Below are 14679 nucleotides of genomic sequence, written 5' to 3'. Positions count from 1 at the left end.
ATATTATAACTGTTACCAATAGATAAAAATTGCGCCTCGCTAAAATCAAACTCGCCGGTTTTAAATCATTTGTCGACCCAACTGTTATCCCGGTCACGCAAGACTTAGTGGGTATAGTTGGCCCCAATGGGTGCGGAAAATCCAACATCATAGATGCCGTACGCTGGGTGCTAGGCGAATCAAAAGCATCTGCATTGCGCGGCGAATCAATGCAGGATGTGATTTTTGGGGGCTCAGCAAATCGTAAAGCTGTTGGACGCGCTAGTGTTGAACTTTACTTTGATAATAGCCTGGGCACCGCAGCAGGAGCATGGTCCAGTTATGCTGAAATCGCCATAAAACGTGTTATTCAGCGAGATGGAAATTCCAGTTATTATATTAACAATATACATGTAAGACGCCGCGACATCGCAGACCTTTTCCTGGGCACAGGAATTGGCGGCCGTGGTTATGCCATCATTGAGCAAGGCATGATCTCACGCATAATTGAAGCCAAACCACAGGAACTTAAAATTTTCCTGGAAGAAGCCGCTGGAATCTCAAAATACCGGGACAGAAGACATGAAACGGAATTAAGATTGACCGATGCACGCAAAAACCTAATCCGTCTAAATGATATTTCCAACGAACTACAAAAGCAAATAAATCACCTGGAAGATCAGGCAAAAGCCGCAACGCAATACAGCGCATTAAATAAACAACTGCAGGAAACCCAACAAGTCTTATGGCTGCAACGCAAAATTGATGCCACCAAACAACGTCTCGCTACGGAAGAAGAAATCACTGCATCAACAACGCAACTTGAGTCTGAAATTACACAGTTAGAACTCAACAAAACAAAACGGGAGCAAGCCCGCACGCATGAACATTCCCTCAGTGAAAAATTGCATGAACTACAAGGACAGTTATACAGTGCAAATGCAGAAAAAGCACGTATTAATCAGGAAATAAAACAATTTAACAAACAACAGGAACAACGCTCATATCAGATACAGGATATTGAGAAACAAATAACGCGCAACCAGCAACAACATGACACGGCCGCCGACAACCTGCAACACTGGCAAACTGAACGGCAGAATGCAAAATCTGCGCATGAATCTGCCGTACTGAAAAACAGGCAGGAACAATCAAAACTACCCGAGCTTGAAGCATTGTTTAATCAAAGCCAATCCGCATTTGATGCGGCGCTGCAAAATCTCGCATCATCAGAACAGGCTTACAACCTATCCAAAACACATATCCAGCATACTAACAAAACCATTCAACAATTTGAGTCGCGTAAAAACCGTTTACTGCAAGAATTCAATTCGCTTAACGAACCAGATGAGAAAACGCTTTCGGATATCAGATTCAAGTTAGATCAGATGGAAGATCAGCTTGTTCAAACTGAAAAAAATCTTTTACAAGCGGAGTCGGAATTCAAACTGGAAAGTAACCGCAAAGACAAAGCTGTTATACAGACTCATGAATTGCAGAAGGAATTATCACACTTAGAGGCGCAATTTAATGCGCTCCAAAACTTGCAACAAAAAATTGAAAACAATGATGCATTGAAAAACTGGCTGCAAAAACATGAATTAGCCACTTTACCTCGTTTATGGCGCCACATTCAAATTGAGAAAGACTGGGAACTGGCGCTTGAATCAATTCTACAGGAACGTTTAAACAGTATCGGATTCTCCAGGCTTGAAACTATCCAAGATTGGGGAAGTGATTTGCCTCCGGGCAAACTATCCATTTTTGAGCTTGATTCTACGGATATCCAAGCAAGTAATAATCATCAACTAAAACAAATCGATCGCACACTCTGGAAAACATTGGCAGATCGTGTGACCTGTGACAATACCCGCATTTCATTCGTCATAAATGATTGGCTCAGAAATACTTATCTTGTCGATAGCGTTCAGCATGGTTTACAACACAGGCACCAATTAACGCCTGAAGAGATTTTAGTTACACGCGAAGGACATACGCTTACCTTAAACTCGATTAACTTTCATTCCCCCGATTCTCACCTGCATGGTGTTTTGTCAAGACAGCGCGAACTCGACCAGCTTCAGGATAAAATTAAATTCTTTGAGAAAAAACTGAGCGAGCAGAAATCTGATCTCGAAAAAATCACGGCAAGTAATGAAAAATTAAACCAGACAATCCAGTCTTTTCGCCAGGACCAGCAGCAACTGACACAACACGGGCATCATTTACATCTGGAAAAAATAAAGCTTTCCCAGATGAATGAACAGATCAAGCAACGCAGAAATCTAATTATGGAAGAATTGGAAGAGCTTGACCGGCAACTTGTTTCTGAGCGTCAACAAAATGAACAGGTTGTAACGCAATCTGCTCATCATCTTGATCAAATCGAAAAGCTTAAAAAAATTGTGGAAACAACAAAAAATAACTTGGCAAACGCAAGACAGCAAGTCGCAGATCAGCAACTAAAAGTACAACACTATAACAAAGAAATACAGGAAACGATTTTCAATGAAAAAATATGTCAAAATAAAATCAATGATATAGAAAATTCAATGAAGGTATTTGAAGAAGACCGAATACACTTGTTAAGCAAACACAATAATTTATTGTCCGAGCAAAAGAGCGAGAACGACACGGCGCTACTGACGCAGTTGGAAAATTTCATTTCAAAGTGCAAACACCTCGAACAAAAAGTAGCAGACAACCGCAATCAACTCGAACATGCAAGGCGCAAGATCCAAGAAGCCGAGAATCAGTCTATGACTTCTGATCAGAAACAAACGTCGCTTCGCGACGCACTGAATCAACTGTATCTGAAAAAGCAGGAATCCAGTCTTTTGGAAACGCGCTATACCGAACAGCTCAACGAATCACAGGCAAACGAAGATAACTTAATGCCACTGGTCAATCAGAAAAATACAGATACCCTGCAGGCCGAGATTAATCGCACACAGAAAAAAATCATCGCAATGGGTTCAGTTAACCTCGCTGCTTTAGACGAACTTGAAGCATCTCAGCATCGAGCCGTGTCATTAAATGCCCAGATAAAGGATCTAAATGAAGCCATTGCTATTCTTGAAAATGCTATTGAACAAATAGATCGAGAAACCCAAAGCAGACTGCAAAAAACATTCATTACCGTCAACCGTAACCTAAATGAAATTTTTCCAATAATTTTTTCGGGGGGTAAAGCCGAGCTTGTGCTTAGTGGTGGTAAGATTCTGGAATCCGGTTTAATGTTAACAGCACAGCCACCCGGAAAAAAAAACAGTTCCATACATTTACTATCAGGTGGCGAAAAGGCGCTTACTGCCCTGGCACTAATCTTCGCGTTATTCCGATTAAAACCAGCGCCATTTTGTTTGCTCGACGAAGTTGATGCACCACTTGACGACAACAACACCGTGCGTTTTTGTGAACTGGTAAAAAAATTATCTCAACAGACACAATTTTTGTTTATTAGTCATAATAAAATTACAATGGAGATTGCCCAGCAACTAATCGGTATTACAATGCAAGACCAGGGCATTTCCAGAGTAGTAGCCGTGGATATTGTCAATGCAGTTAGTCCGGACAATAAAACAGAAACCGTGCTTACATCGTAGCACATTAGCTTTTTCAATCGATTAATGACTGGATGGCATAGTTTTCTGAAATAATTCTAGCTTCTAGAAATAAGTTAGTAAGGGAGATTTTTTGAACATGAGCGACTTACAAGTCAGTTTGATCATTATCGGCATCATTATTATTATCGGTGTTGCCATCTTTAACTGGATACAGCAGTTACGCTATCGTCGTAAAATAGAATCTGCACTGAATCATAAACATGACGATGCGCTCTTTGAGCACAGCAACGACACGAAAAAACAAGAGCCCCACGAAAGAATAGAACCACAACTGGACAAAAACTTTTTTACAAAAAATTCTTCCCAGAAAGAAAATGTATCAGTCAAGTCAGATGAAAATCTAGAAAAAAGCACTATCAGAAGCAAAAACCCTGAAACACAAGAAGCCTTAGCGGCAGAATCACAATTGCTTGGCGACGAATATAACAGCCAAACCAACTATATTGTCACTATTTCCAGTAACGGCACAATTCCCCAAGCAGAACTGGCAACGTTATTACATAGAAAGTTTGATTTCAATAAACCCATGGTCTGGCTAGGCAAAAAACAAAATTCTAATGCATGGGAAGAAATTGTAACTGGTGCAAAAGCTGAGAATACTGATTATGTCAGCCTTAAGGGGTGTTTACTACTTGCAGACCGCTCCGGACCCATTAGAGAAATTGATTTATCGAAGTTTCGTGATACTGCCCAGGATTTTGCTGCGCAAATTAATGCATCATCACAATGCCCGGATATTGTACCATCACATGAACAAGCGCTCTTGCTTGACAGGTTTTGCGCCGACGTAGATGTTATGATTGGTATAAACATAATCAGTAAAGATGACGGCGCGTTTATCGGCACAAAAATCAGAGCATTGGCAGAGGCATCCGGCTTTAAGCTTGAACCAGATGGATTATTTAAATATAAAGATGAAACCAGTCATGTTTTATTTACCTTAACCAACTATGAATCGGAACCCTTCATACCTGATAATATGAAAACAATGACCACACATGGTGTTACATTCTTACTGGATGTACCACGCGTTGCCAATGGAGAAAAAGTTTTTGATCAGATGACTCATCTGGCAAAAATATTTTCCAATACTCTGGGTGGCATCATGGTCGATGACAATCGCGTTCCACTCAGTGAAAACGGACTTGCGAGAAGCAAACAGCAACTGATCAATATCCAAACATCTATGAAAGAAAATAACATCATTGCCGGCAGTGCAAACGCATTGCGATTATTCAATTAACCAATCCCCTAATTCCCGTAAGCACCTGAACTTTAAAAGCAAATGATCAACTTGAACACTATTCAAATAAATATGGAGAAAATTTATGAATCAGGAAACTAAAAAAACCTTTTCGCCCATTGAAGTTCAATTGGAAGCTAATAAACAGTACTATTGGTGCACTTGTGGCCGCAGCCAGTCACAACCATTTTGCGATGGATCGCATAAGACGACGGAATTCACACCAAAAGCATTTTCAGTCGCTGAAAACAAGGCCGCCTGGTTATGTACTTGCAAGAAAACAAACAATTCACCATTTTGCGATGGAACACATAATAAATTGTAACGCGATTTGATTTAATCGATAAATTTCTGGGTAATTTTGTCAGAAATAACTATTTTCACTCTCCCATTGGGTATTCATGGAACCAGAACTTAAATTTCTAGAGAAAGAAGTTCATCGACTCATACGTTTGTATGAGGATACATGCAATGAAAATACAAAATTACGCCAACAGCTTGCTGAAACAAGTGCAAGAAATGAGAAACTGACTGAAAAAATCTATATTGCCAGCAGCCGTCTAGAAACTCTATTAAAGCACTTACCTGATAATGAATAATGAAGATATTTTAACAATTACGATTATGGGACGTGAATTCTGTATCAGCTGTCCTGAACCTGAACGTGAAGAGATTATATTAGCTGCGGAACTGCTTGAAAATAAAATTCAAGAAATCCGCAAAGAAGGCAAAATGATCGACTCTGATCGTATTGTCATCGCAGCAGCGCTCGGCATAGCCCATGAACTACTCGTAGTACGTCAATCGGGTGGCTTTGACATAGAAGATTTTAAGCGTAGAATAGCAAGTATCCGGAAAAAGATTAACGATGTGCTAATCAAGAAATAAGTATTCAAGCATCTGATATATTGGTATATTATCGTATAAGCTAATTTATAACGTTCTTTAAAAATAGCTCCCTGCCGTGTACGTTTAAGGCTGAAATTCTTTGAACCAATAATCAAAACAGGTTGTTGACTAAAGTGATACTGGTGTGCGCACCCCGAACGGGTTTGCCTGATGTATCCGGGAAACGACCACCTTGAACCTTTAGGTTCAAGATGATGGTCTTGGCGGCATATGCGGGGAGCCCCTTTTTGATCATCAATTACAGTTTGTAATTGATGCTTTTTTGAAATGATCCATGTCTGTATTCTCCAGATATATAATCGATATTTCATCCCGATAAAGAAGATTTTTATAGCAAGCCCCATATCAATAGCCCATTGAGTTCCGTATACCTCCGAAACATCGTATTTCTCAAAACTTAACAGCACATGCCGTTGATAACTGCTTATCTCCCTGCATTTCTTGAAACCTGCCAGGCTTCCTTTTTCAATTAAATCACTGATTCGTTCGGGAACGATCATTGCCATAAATATGTTCGCATGCAACTTCCAAGGCTTCCGAATGCAAGGCACCCCAATTTGATCTTAACCAGTCGCAGTACCGGTCTAAATAAACACTTAAGTTCTCATCCTCATCTCGAACCACATCAATTAAAACCAAAACGCCCGATTCTGTTAGGCATTGATTCGCCATTTGGAAGAAATGTTGTTTCTCTGTTTCATTCAAATGATGGCAAGCAAAACTAGAAAAAACAACATCGTACAATTTATCTTGTTTTTTTAATCCGGAAAGCAAATCATCTTGAATCAACTCAACGGGACAATCCAGCGTTATCAGATTACGTCTAGCGAATTTTAAAGCGGTTTCAGACAAGTCATACCCACGATAATGCGCTACTGCAAACCGTGTGAGCACATCAGTTAAATGGCGGGCACTGCCACACCCTAAATCCAGTACTGTTATAGGATTATTGGCAAATCGGTTCACCAGAAATTCTTGCAGATCTACAAATAACTCATTATGAAACATATAATTATGATCAAGTATTTGATCATAGACGGTCCAACTGTCAAAAAAAATATTGTTTTCTTGCCCCATGACGGTTAATTCTGCGTCAGCAACTGTTCAATAGCAGACTGTTTATGATCCGCCTGTCCAAAGGAGACATCTTGTAATTGACCTTTCCGGTCAAACAAAATAGCAGATGGGGTCCCCTGGAGGGAGAAGCGCTCAAATGTCTCAGCCTTCATGATCTTTTGCTCCAGAAATGTGCGTATCTGGTTCAATATCGTCTGTTGCTGATCTTCTGGCAGTCTATCGAATTGCTCCAGCAGTTGGTGCGCATATGTCAAAACACGCTCGTCTGTTACTGGTTGATTATCCTGCTCAACACGGTCCATGCCGACAGCAAAAGGCAGTTTCCATGGTAGTCTGCTATTATCAATGAGCAATCCATGCTGATTCAACGCCTTGAATGTCTCGCCGATAACCTCACCCGTTCTAATGAGTAATTCCAAATTCTCAATCGTATTTTTGTCATAATCTTCAAAAGCAGTCGCCAAGCCAATGATAACCAACCCTTTATCATGATATTTTTGATGGAGTTTAATGGCGTTCGGTAACGCATAAAAAAAGCAACCGGGACAATTGACCTGAAAAACTTCAATCAGAACAACAGAACCCAACAAACTATCCATTTCAATTGGGCCGCCTTGCACCCATGTATCAACTGTTACATCTGAAAGCACTAAATTTTTCATCGTTTCTAACTCTTTGAGTCAAGTTATTGATAAGAAGCATCGCCCATGTTTTAATGACTAACATTGATACCAGCAAGCAAGTCGCCAGAGCTGGAAGCCAGGCAACGCTACTTAAGCGGGCTTTAATTATGGCAGTTACTCCGGTTATTGTACAATGATAAAAAAAGCGATTTAAACTTCAGCTTTTCACTATTTGCAGCATCCTGGCGACAAAACAGACTATGGGCACACGGCTATGCATTTTGGTTTACGCCATCAATTTGATTTTCCGGAGGTCGGTGAGTACGTCAGCAAAGATGAAGCGTGCCTTGCAGGAAATAACCGTTCTATTGTCAATAGGCACACGAATATAGGGCATTTTTTTGATCTGACAAGCTTACCTGCAGGATGTCATGTTGCATCCAGCATCCGCGTTGTCAGCACCAGGCGGCAGTCGGAAAATAAATTGCACTACCGTGAAAAAGCTATTTTGGCCATATTTCTCGATTATTTTCGTTAAATAGAAAAACTATTCGCCTCAAATAATCAAAAAATATGCTTCAAAATCGTTTCTCCTCGCCACGACCACTATTCTCGAACAACCGTCTAGGAAAAACTGTATTATTTAAACGGATGTCGCATAACAATAGTATCTTCCCGGTCTGGACCGGTTGATATCATGTCTATCGGAGTATCACAGACTTCTTCAATCCGTTTTAAATAGTTTTGGGCAGCCTTGGGAAGTTGATCGAATTCTTTGATTCCTGCTGTGCTATTCGACCATCCGGGAATTTCTTCATATATTGGGCCGCATTGGTCCAAGTCGTCAGCACCTACCGGCAACACATCTGAATTACTACCATTGCTTAATTGATATCCAACGCCAATCTTTAACGTCTCGATACCATCCAACACATCGAGTTTCGTAATACATAACCCTGTCACACCGTTAATCTGTATTGAACGTTTCATTGCAACGGCATCAAACCAGCCGCAACGTCTGGGACGTCCTGTTGTCGAGCCAAACTCATGGCCGCGCTCGGCCAGGTATTGACCGGTTTCGTCTTCTAGCTCCGTTGGAAAAGGACCTGAGCCAACACGCGTTGTATAAGCTTTTGTAATGCCTAAGATATAATGCAGCAACTGCGGTCCAACACCGCTTCCCGGCGCAGCTGCGCCTGCAATACAATTGCTGGATGTGACAAATGGATAGGTACCGTGATCAACATCCAGTAATGCACCCTGTGCCCCTTCAAACAGCAATTTATCGCCTGCTTTATTTGCATGGTATAAAAGCTGCGGGACATCGGCGACCCATGGTTTAATCCGCTCGGATTGGGAAATTGCTTCATTCAGTGTTTTCTGAAAATCAACTACAGGTGCATTAAAGTAATTTTTCAAAACAAAATTATGGTAATCCAGCATTTCCTCAAGTTTTTCAGCTAACCGGTCTTTATGAAACAAATCCTGCAGTCGTATCGCTCTGCGCGCTACTTTGTCTTCGTATGCCGGCCCTATTCCACGCCCCGTTGTTCCAATTTTTCCGACACCTCTCGCTGCCTCACGCGCATGATCAAGTGCGGTATGACAAGGTAATATGAGCGGACACGCTTCGCTTATACGCAGTCGTCCATTTATATCAACCCCCATCTGCTCAAGCATTTCGGTTTCTTTCAATAACGCTTCCGGTGAAACAACAACGCCATTACCAATATAGCAGGTTACATTGTGCCGCAAAATTCCAGACGGGACTAAATGCAAAATGGTTTTTTTTTCTCCAACGACAAGGGTATGACCTGCATTATGACCACCTTGAAAACGCACAACACCCTGAGCATGATCAGTCAACCAGTCAACTACCTTCCCTTTGCCTTCATCCCCCCATTGTGTACCGATCACCACAACATTTTTAGTCATCGCATAAAATCTCTAAAAACAACCTTAATCTTCAATGTATCAAATTTGTTCAACGATCCATTCACCTTTTCGCATGACAAGCCGCCTATCGCAGTTCAACGAACTTTCAGGTTGTTCAGGCAATTCAATAATGACAATATGTCCATCCTTACGCAGCTGTTCAATTTTCTTGTTCAATGCGTTATTCTTTTTCTTAAATGGCGCACGTATACCCATAGGATAAGGTAGTTGTTCACCTAACCTGGATAGTTCCCTTAAATCCATACTAAAACCCGTTGCCGGTCTGGCTCTACCGAAAGCCTTACCGATTTCATCATACCGCCCACCAAGCACAATGGCATTTGAACAACCGCGCGCATAAGCCGCAAACACCATCCCTGTGTGATAGTGATAACCGCGTAAATCAGCCAAATCAAACGCAATCGTATCAACAATCGAGCTTAATTCCATGCCGACAAGCTCGAGTTGATCAAGTGCTGACGTTATTTCAGTATGGGCCGGCAGTCTTTTTCTCGCTTCCACAAGAACTTCTTTATCGCCATAAAGCTCGGGCAGCAATAACAGGGATTCCCGTGTATTTTTCTTAAGTCTCGCACACAATGCTTTCAATGCCACAAAATCTTTTGCCTGTAGTACAGTAAACAATTCTGCTTCCATTTCAGGGGAAATACTGGAATTTTTAATAATCCCCCTGAATACCGCTACATGCCCGAGATCCAAATGCACCTTGTTCAAACCGGCAATTGCCAGGCACTTTAGCATCAGCTGCTGAATTTCCAAGTCACTTTCTATTCCAGCATGGCCGTATAGTTCTGCACCGATCTGAAATGGTTCCCGGGTTTGCGTGAGGCTAGATGGCACTGTATGCAGCACATTATTGGCATAACATAGGCGTGTAATTCCTTCGCAATTCAATAGATGTGCATCAATACGCGCCACTTGTGGTGTCATGTCAGCACGCAACCCCATCATCCGGCCGCTGAGCTGATCAATCACTTTGAACATCTGCAAATTCATATCACCGCCACTTCCCGACAGCAAGGATTCGACATACTCCAGCAGCGGCGGAGATACCTGCTGATAACCATGAACCATTAAATGATCAATAATGTTACGACGCACTTTTTCGATATGCAATGCCTCAGCAGGCAAAATATCTTCAATATATTCAGGTAATAACCAATTTGGCATGGCTAGAATTAAAATTACAAAAAACCAGCAGGAGTCAACTTACAACAAGAAATAATGCCAGGCCTATTAACATGGAAGTCAGTCCGATGAAACGAAGTTGGCTATCATGAATCTCTGTCATTTTTTTAAAGGTCTCACGCCAAATCCGTGGGGAAATAAATGGCAGGATTCCCTCCAGAATCAGCATGAGTGCAAATGCCATTAAAAAAGTCTCTAACATATAATTCTACTCCTCATCCAACCCTAATTTGGATATCTTTTGATAAAAAGGCAACGTAAATTAAAGTCTTGGGCAAAGAGTTGCTTCCTGTAATCAAGCACGGAAAATCACTTTTATAAGCGTTTTATATTTTGTAGACAGTTTATAAATGAACGGATAAATAATCAACATTGAGTTAACTGTCTGGTGCTACCGAAAAACAAAGGGTTACCGCTAATGTTAATCGCTATAGACTAACAATACTAATGGAAAGATACCCGCTTTTAGCAACACCAGAACGATCTCGATTAATTACTATTTGGACTTTTAAGGTATTTAAAGAAGTCAGAGCTTGGCTCGAGTACCAACATATCATTCTTGTGTTTGAATGAATTTTTATAGGCATCCATACTACGCCAAAATGCATAAAACTCCGGATCCTTCTTAAAGGCCTCTGCGTAAATGGCGGCCGCCTCTTTATCACCCGCACCCATTGCTGTCTGTGCATCGCGGTAGGCTTCAGCCATAATCACTTCACGTTGACGATCAGCATCAGCACGAATCTTTTCTGACTCCGCAGCACCTGTGGAACGCAATTCATTGGCGACGCGTTTACGTTCGGCTTCCATTCTACGATAAACGGATTCACTAACTTCCTGTGGCAAGTCAACACGTTTCAGGCGAACATCAATCACTTCAACACCAATTGCGCGTGCATCCACATCAGCCTTCTGGCGCATGACTTCCATAATCACATCCCGTTCACCGGATACTACGTCATGCACAGTACGGTTACCAAATTCATCACGCATACTTGCATTAATTGTTTGAGCAAGTCGTATCTGTGCCAGGCTTTCGTCACCACGCACACTGATGAAATACTGTCTGACATCGACAATACGCCACTTAACGAATAAATCCACCAGAACGTTTTTCTTTTCTGAAGTAATGAAACGTTCCGGTTCCTCTGCATCCATTGTCAAAATACGTTTCTCAAAAAAACGTACATTTTGTGCTATCGGAATTTTAAAATATAAACCGGGTTCCGTTTTTACATCGATCACCTCACCTAATTGAAACAAAATAGCCTGTTGTCGCTGGTCAACGATGTAAATTGCTGAAGTAGCCAGAAAGAAACCTACTACAACAATACCCATTAATACTGATGTAAATTTACCCATTTATCTTATCTCCCTTTCACGTCCACGAAATGCTTCTCGTGAACGGATACTACTATTGTCAGGCATTGTTTCATGGATTGTAGATGGCTGCATGTTTATCGGCGGCGGCACAGCGGCTGCCCCTCCCGCAATTAACTTATCCAGAGGCAAGTACAATAAATTGCTTCCACTTTGTTGATCAACCATGATTTTACTGGTATTGGACAATACCTGCTGCATCATATCCATATACAAACGATCACGTGTTACGCCTGGCGCCTTGCTATATTCTTCGAAGAGTTGTTCGAAACGACTCGCATCACCGACTGCACTTGCAATCACACGCTCTCTATAACCTTCTGATTCTTCAATCAAACGGGCAGCATTACCTCTGGCTCTTGGGATTACGTCATTGGCATAGGCTTGACCTTCATTTTTTTGGCGCTCTCTATCCTGACCCGCTTTAACCGCATCATCAAATGCTGCTTGAACTTGTTCCGGCGGCTGCGCATTCTGCATGGTCACCCGGCTGATTGCAATACCGATTTTGTAACGATCCAGAATCTCCTGCATTAAAACTGTTGCTGCAGATGCAACCTGCTCACGGCCCTCATAGAGAACAAAGTCCATTTTGCTTTTGCCAATTATCTGTCGAATTGCAGTCTCGGCTGCCTGTAATACGGCGTCATCAGGATCTCTATTGGTAAACAGGAAATTTTCTGGATCGTTCAGGATATACTGTACCGCAAACTGGATATCAATAATGTTCTCATCATCTGTCAACATCAGCGACTCTCTGAGCACTTTGCTTCTGACGTTATTACGATAACCGATTTCAATGGTACGAACCTGGCTGACGTTGACAATCTCGACCTTTTCTACTGGATAAGGCATATGCCATCGCAAACCGGCGGGCGTGGTATCCGCGTATGCACCAAAACGCAATACAACGCCTCGATGACCTTCATTCACGATATAAAATCCGCTCGCCACCCATACAATGAGCAGCAGTCCTAAAATCAGGATAATACTTCCCCGGCTATGTTGCCTGGGTTCTTTACTGCGTCCGCCACCACCATCTTTGCCCTCTTTTGAGCCAAAAATGTTATTGATTTTTTTATTGACGTTACGCAAGACTTCATCCAGATCAGGTGGTCCGGAATCTCCTTTGTTCTTTCCCCACTGAGGATCATTTAAACCCATAATTTTTCCCGTTTTATTTGTTCAAAAAGTACTTATACTAGCGCTACTACGCTTCATCTTATCGAAATCCGCAGGCTTCTCGTTCCCAGGTTCAGGATTTTGCAATGCAGTCTCAACCAATGCCTGCCTTACAAATTCCAGTCCTTCCCCTGTCTTAGCGCTTAAACGAATCCGGGATATTCTATCATATTCATCCCGCGCAAATCCTACACCACGAGTCGCCAAATCAATACAGTCAATTTTATTTAATACCAAAATTTGAGGAATCTTGTCAGCACCGATCTCGTTTAATAATTTGTTTACCGCTTCGACTTGTTCATCCCTGTTTGGACTGCATGCGTCGACCACATGAAGCAAAATATCGGCTTCTACAGTTTCTTCAAGCGTAGCACGAAATGCAGCAACCAAAGTATGGGGCAAGTCACGGATAAATCCGACTGTATCAGAAATCACTATCGTTCCGGATTCAGGCACATACAATTTTCTTGTCGTAGTATCCAGTGTCGCGAACAATTGATCAGCCGCATAAGTCTGTGCACGGGTCAATCGGTTAAACAATGTTGATTTGCCCGCATTGGTATAGCCTACAATCGAAACCGATAAAACCTGTGAACGATGCCTTGACCGACGCTGAACTTTACGTTGACGCTGCAGGCTCGCCAGTTTCTCCTTTAACAACTTTACTCTTTTTCTGAGCAAACGGCGGTCGGTTTCCAATTGTGTTTCACCCGGACCGCGTAATCCTATTCCGCCTTTTTGCCGCTCCAAATGCGTCCACCCACGAACCAAGCGCGTTGCCAAATGCTCCAATTGCGCCAATTCAACTTGTAGTTTACCTTCATGGCTTTTCGCACGCTGAGCGAAAATATCCAATATTAAACTCGTGCGATCAATAACAGGGCAATTAAAATGTAACATTAAATTACGCTGCTGAGCAGGTGTCAGATCATGATTAAAAATCACCATGTCGGCATCCATAGTAACGCGAACGTGAGCGATTTCTTCCGCTTTACCACTGCCCACATACATTCTTGGATCCGGACAGGAGCGCTTACCTTCAACTACAGCCAGCACCTTGACTTGATCACTGGCAGCAAGTTGATGTAATTCCTGTAAACGCTCAGAACACATACCGTCACCAAAATCAAGACTGACCAGGATGGCAGTACTAGCAGTTTGAAAATGTTTCATACCTGATTGTTCAGGCATTAAGTATCTCTCGGTTCAGAAATTTCAACTGGGATTGAAACAGCTCTTGCGGGAACAACAGTAGATATAGCATGTTTATATACCATTTGTGTCACCGAATTTTTTAACAGCACGACATATTGATCAAATGAATCAATATGTCCTTGCAATTTAATCCCATTTACTAAATAAATTGATACAGGAATATGCTCTTTACGCAATATATTTAGAAATGGATCTTGCAGTAACTGCCCCTTGGTACCCATGCGTAGCTCCCTATTCTAATTATTGGTTATAGGAGTTATGACTCTACTTGATTTTGATATGCAAATCCAGTATCCAGTAA

The 14679-nt window shown here is 41.7% G+C and carries 15 protein-coding genes and 1 other RNA gene; 7 read left to right on the top strand and 9 right to left on the bottom strand.

What is annotated here, in order from left to right; translation table 11 throughout:
* The first annotated feature begins 29 nt into the window (after nt 1–29).
* From smc to ssrS, 6 genes are all read left to right on the top strand, one after another.
* Nucleotides 30–3584, top strand: coding sequence for a chromosome segregation protein SMC (gene smc / locus MRK00_11935; protein MDR4518079.1), 3555 nt, complete (start codon nt 30–32; stop codon nt 3582–3584).
* A gap of 97 nt (nt 3585–3681) precedes the next feature.
* Nucleotides 3682–4848, top strand: coding sequence for a cell division protein ZipA C-terminal FtsZ-binding domain-containing protein (locus tag MRK00_11930; protein ID MDR4518078.1), 1167 nt, complete (start codon nt 3682–3684; stop codon nt 4846–4848).
* A gap of 85 nt (nt 4849–4933) precedes the next feature.
* The gene (locus MRK00_11925; protein MDR4518077.1) at nt 4934–5173 is read left to right on the top strand and encodes a CDGSH iron-sulfur domain-containing protein; all 240 of its coding nucleotides are present in this window, start codon (nt 4934–4936) and stop codon (nt 5171–5173) included.
* A gap of 76 nt (nt 5174–5249) precedes the next feature.
* Complete coding sequence (locus tag MRK00_11920; GenBank protein ID MDR4518076.1) at nt 5250–5447, top strand: hypothetical protein; 198 nt, start codon at nt 5250–5252, stop codon at nt 5445–5447.
* Entirely contained in the window at nt 5440–5736 is a 297-nt protein-coding gene (locus MRK00_11915) for a cell division protein ZapA (protein MDR4518075.1), read from the top strand. The genes MRK00_11920 and MRK00_11915 overlap by 8 nt, the downstream gene beginning before the upstream one ends.
* A 65-nt stretch (nt 5737–5801) precedes the next feature.
* A non-coding RNA gene (gene ssrS, locus MRK00_11910) (6S RNA) lies at nt 5802–5980 on the top strand.
* 251 nt (nt 5981–6231) lie between these two features.
* Here ssrS and MRK00_11905 read toward each other — a convergent pair.
* On the bottom strand, nt 6232–6834 hold the full coding sequence (locus MRK00_11905) for a class I SAM-dependent methyltransferase (protein MDR4518074.1): 603 nt from the start codon (nt 6832–6834) through the stop codon (nt 6232–6234).
* A gap of 5 nt (nt 6835–6839) precedes the next feature.
* Nucleotides 6840–7496, bottom strand: coding sequence for a TlpA family protein disulfide reductase (locus MRK00_11900; protein ID MDR4518073.1), 657 nt, complete (start codon nt 7494–7496; stop codon nt 6840–6842).
* Between the two features lie 235 nt (nt 7497–7731).
* On the opposite strand from MRK00_11900, the gene MRK00_11895 reads away from it, so the two are divergent.
* Nucleotides 7732–7995, top strand: a complete 264-nt coding sequence (locus tag MRK00_11895; protein MDR4518072.1) for a hypothetical protein — start codon at nt 7732–7734, stop codon at nt 7993–7995.
* A gap of 101 nt (nt 7996–8096) precedes the next feature.
* On the opposite strand, the gene MRK00_11890 is transcribed toward MRK00_11895, so the two are convergent.
* The 7 genes from MRK00_11890 to hfq form a co-directional block, all read right to left on the bottom strand.
* On the bottom strand, nt 8097–9392 hold the full coding sequence (locus MRK00_11890; GenBank protein ID MDR4518071.1) for an adenylosuccinate synthase: 1296 nt from the start codon (nt 9390–9392) through the stop codon (nt 8097–8099).
* Nucleotides 9393–9431: 39 nt separating this feature from the next.
* Entirely contained in the window at nt 9432–10583 is a 1152-nt protein-coding gene (locus MRK00_11885; GenBank protein ID MDR4518070.1) for an ATP phosphoribosyltransferase regulatory subunit, read from the bottom strand.
* 34 nt (nt 10584–10617) lie between these two features.
* Nucleotides 10618–10803: a DUF2065 domain-containing protein gene (locus tag MRK00_11880; GenBank protein ID MDR4518069.1), complete on the bottom strand. Its 186-nt coding sequence runs from the start codon at nt 10801–10803 to the stop codon at nt 10618–10620.
* A 287-nt stretch (nt 10804–11090) separates the two neighbouring features.
* A complete protein-coding gene (gene hflC / locus MRK00_11875) occupies nt 11091–11963 on the bottom strand; it encodes a protease modulator HflC (protein MDR4518068.1) in 873 nt (290 codons plus the stop codon).
* Nucleotides 11964–13145 (bottom strand): FtsH protease activity modulator HflK, encoded by a 1182-nt coding sequence (gene hflK, locus MRK00_11870; protein MDR4518067.1) that lies wholly within the window; start codon nt 13143–13145, stop codon nt 11964–11966.
* 21 nt (nt 13146–13166) lie between these two features.
* The gene (hflX, locus tag MRK00_11865) at nt 13167–14354 is read right to left on the bottom strand and encodes a GTPase HflX (GenBank protein ID MDR4518066.1); all 1188 of its coding nucleotides are present in this window, start codon (nt 14352–14354) and stop codon (nt 13167–13169) included.
* Nucleotides 14354–14599, bottom strand: coding sequence for an RNA chaperone Hfq (gene hfq / locus MRK00_11860; GenBank protein MDR4518065.1), 246 nt, complete (start codon nt 14597–14599; stop codon nt 14354–14356). The genes hflX and hfq overlap by 1 nt, the downstream gene beginning before the upstream one ends.
* Between the last annotated feature and the right edge of the window lie 80 nt (nt 14600–14679).

The organism is Nitrosomonas sp. (assembly GCA_031316255.1).
Lineage (GTDB): Bacteria > Pseudomonadota > Gammaproteobacteria > Burkholderiales > Nitrosomonadaceae > Nitrosomonas.
Note: the sequence above shows the minus strand (reverse complement) of the source record. Positions and strands in the feature narration are given on the sequence as shown.

What these genes read in the sequence shown, in the direction of transcription:
- MRK00_11915 (MDR4518075.1), top strand. Translation starts at nt 5,440, where the DNA reads ATGAATAATGAAGATATTTTAACAATTACGATTATGGGACGTGAATTC.
- MRK00_11880 (MDR4518069.1), bottom strand. Translation starts at nt 10,803, where the DNA reads ATGTTAGAGACTTTTTTAATGGCATTTGCACTCATGCTGATTCTGGAG.
- MRK00_11895 (MDR4518072.1), top strand. Translation starts at nt 7,732, where the DNA reads ATGCATTTTGGTTTACGCCATCAATTTGATTTTCCGGAGGTCGGTGAG.
- hfq (MDR4518065.1), bottom strand. Translation starts at nt 14,599, where the DNA reads ATGGGTACCAAGGGGCAGTTACTGCAAGATCCATTTCTAAATATATTG.
- hflK (MDR4518067.1), bottom strand. Translation starts at nt 13,145, where the DNA reads ATGGGTTTAAATGATCCTCAGTGGGGAAAGAACAAAGGAGATTCCGGA.
- MRK00_11905 (MDR4518074.1), bottom strand. Translation starts at nt 6,834, where the DNA reads ATGGGGCAAGAAAACAATATTTTTTTTGACAGTTGGACCGTCTATGAT.
- hflC (MDR4518068.1), bottom strand. Translation starts at nt 11,963, where the DNA reads ATGGGTAAATTTACATCAGTATTAATGGGTATTGTTGTAGTAGGTTTC.
- MRK00_11930 (MDR4518078.1), top strand. Translation starts at nt 3,682, where the DNA reads ATGAGCGACTTACAAGTCAGTTTGATCATTATCGGCATCATTATTATT.
- MRK00_11900 (MDR4518073.1), bottom strand. Translation starts at nt 7,496, where the DNA reads ATGAAAAATTTAGTGCTTTCAGATGTAACAGTTGATACATGGGTGCAA.
- MRK00_11920 (MDR4518076.1), top strand. Translation starts at nt 5,250, where the DNA reads ATGGAACCAGAACTTAAATTTCTAGAGAAAGAAGTTCATCGACTCATA.
- MRK00_11890 (MDR4518071.1), bottom strand. Translation starts at nt 9,392, where the DNA reads ATGACTAAAAATGTTGTGGTGATCGGTACACAATGGGGGGATGAAGGC.
- MRK00_11885 (MDR4518070.1), bottom strand. Translation starts at nt 10,583, where the DNA reads ATGCCAAATTGGTTATTACCTGAATATATTGAAGATATTTTGCCTGCT.
- MRK00_11925 (MDR4518077.1), top strand. Translation starts at nt 4,934, where the DNA reads ATGAATCAGGAAACTAAAAAAACCTTTTCGCCCATTGAAGTTCAATTG.
- hflX (MDR4518066.1), bottom strand. Translation starts at nt 14,354, where the DNA reads ATGCCTGAACAATCAGGTATGAAACATTTTCAAACTGCTAGTACTGCC.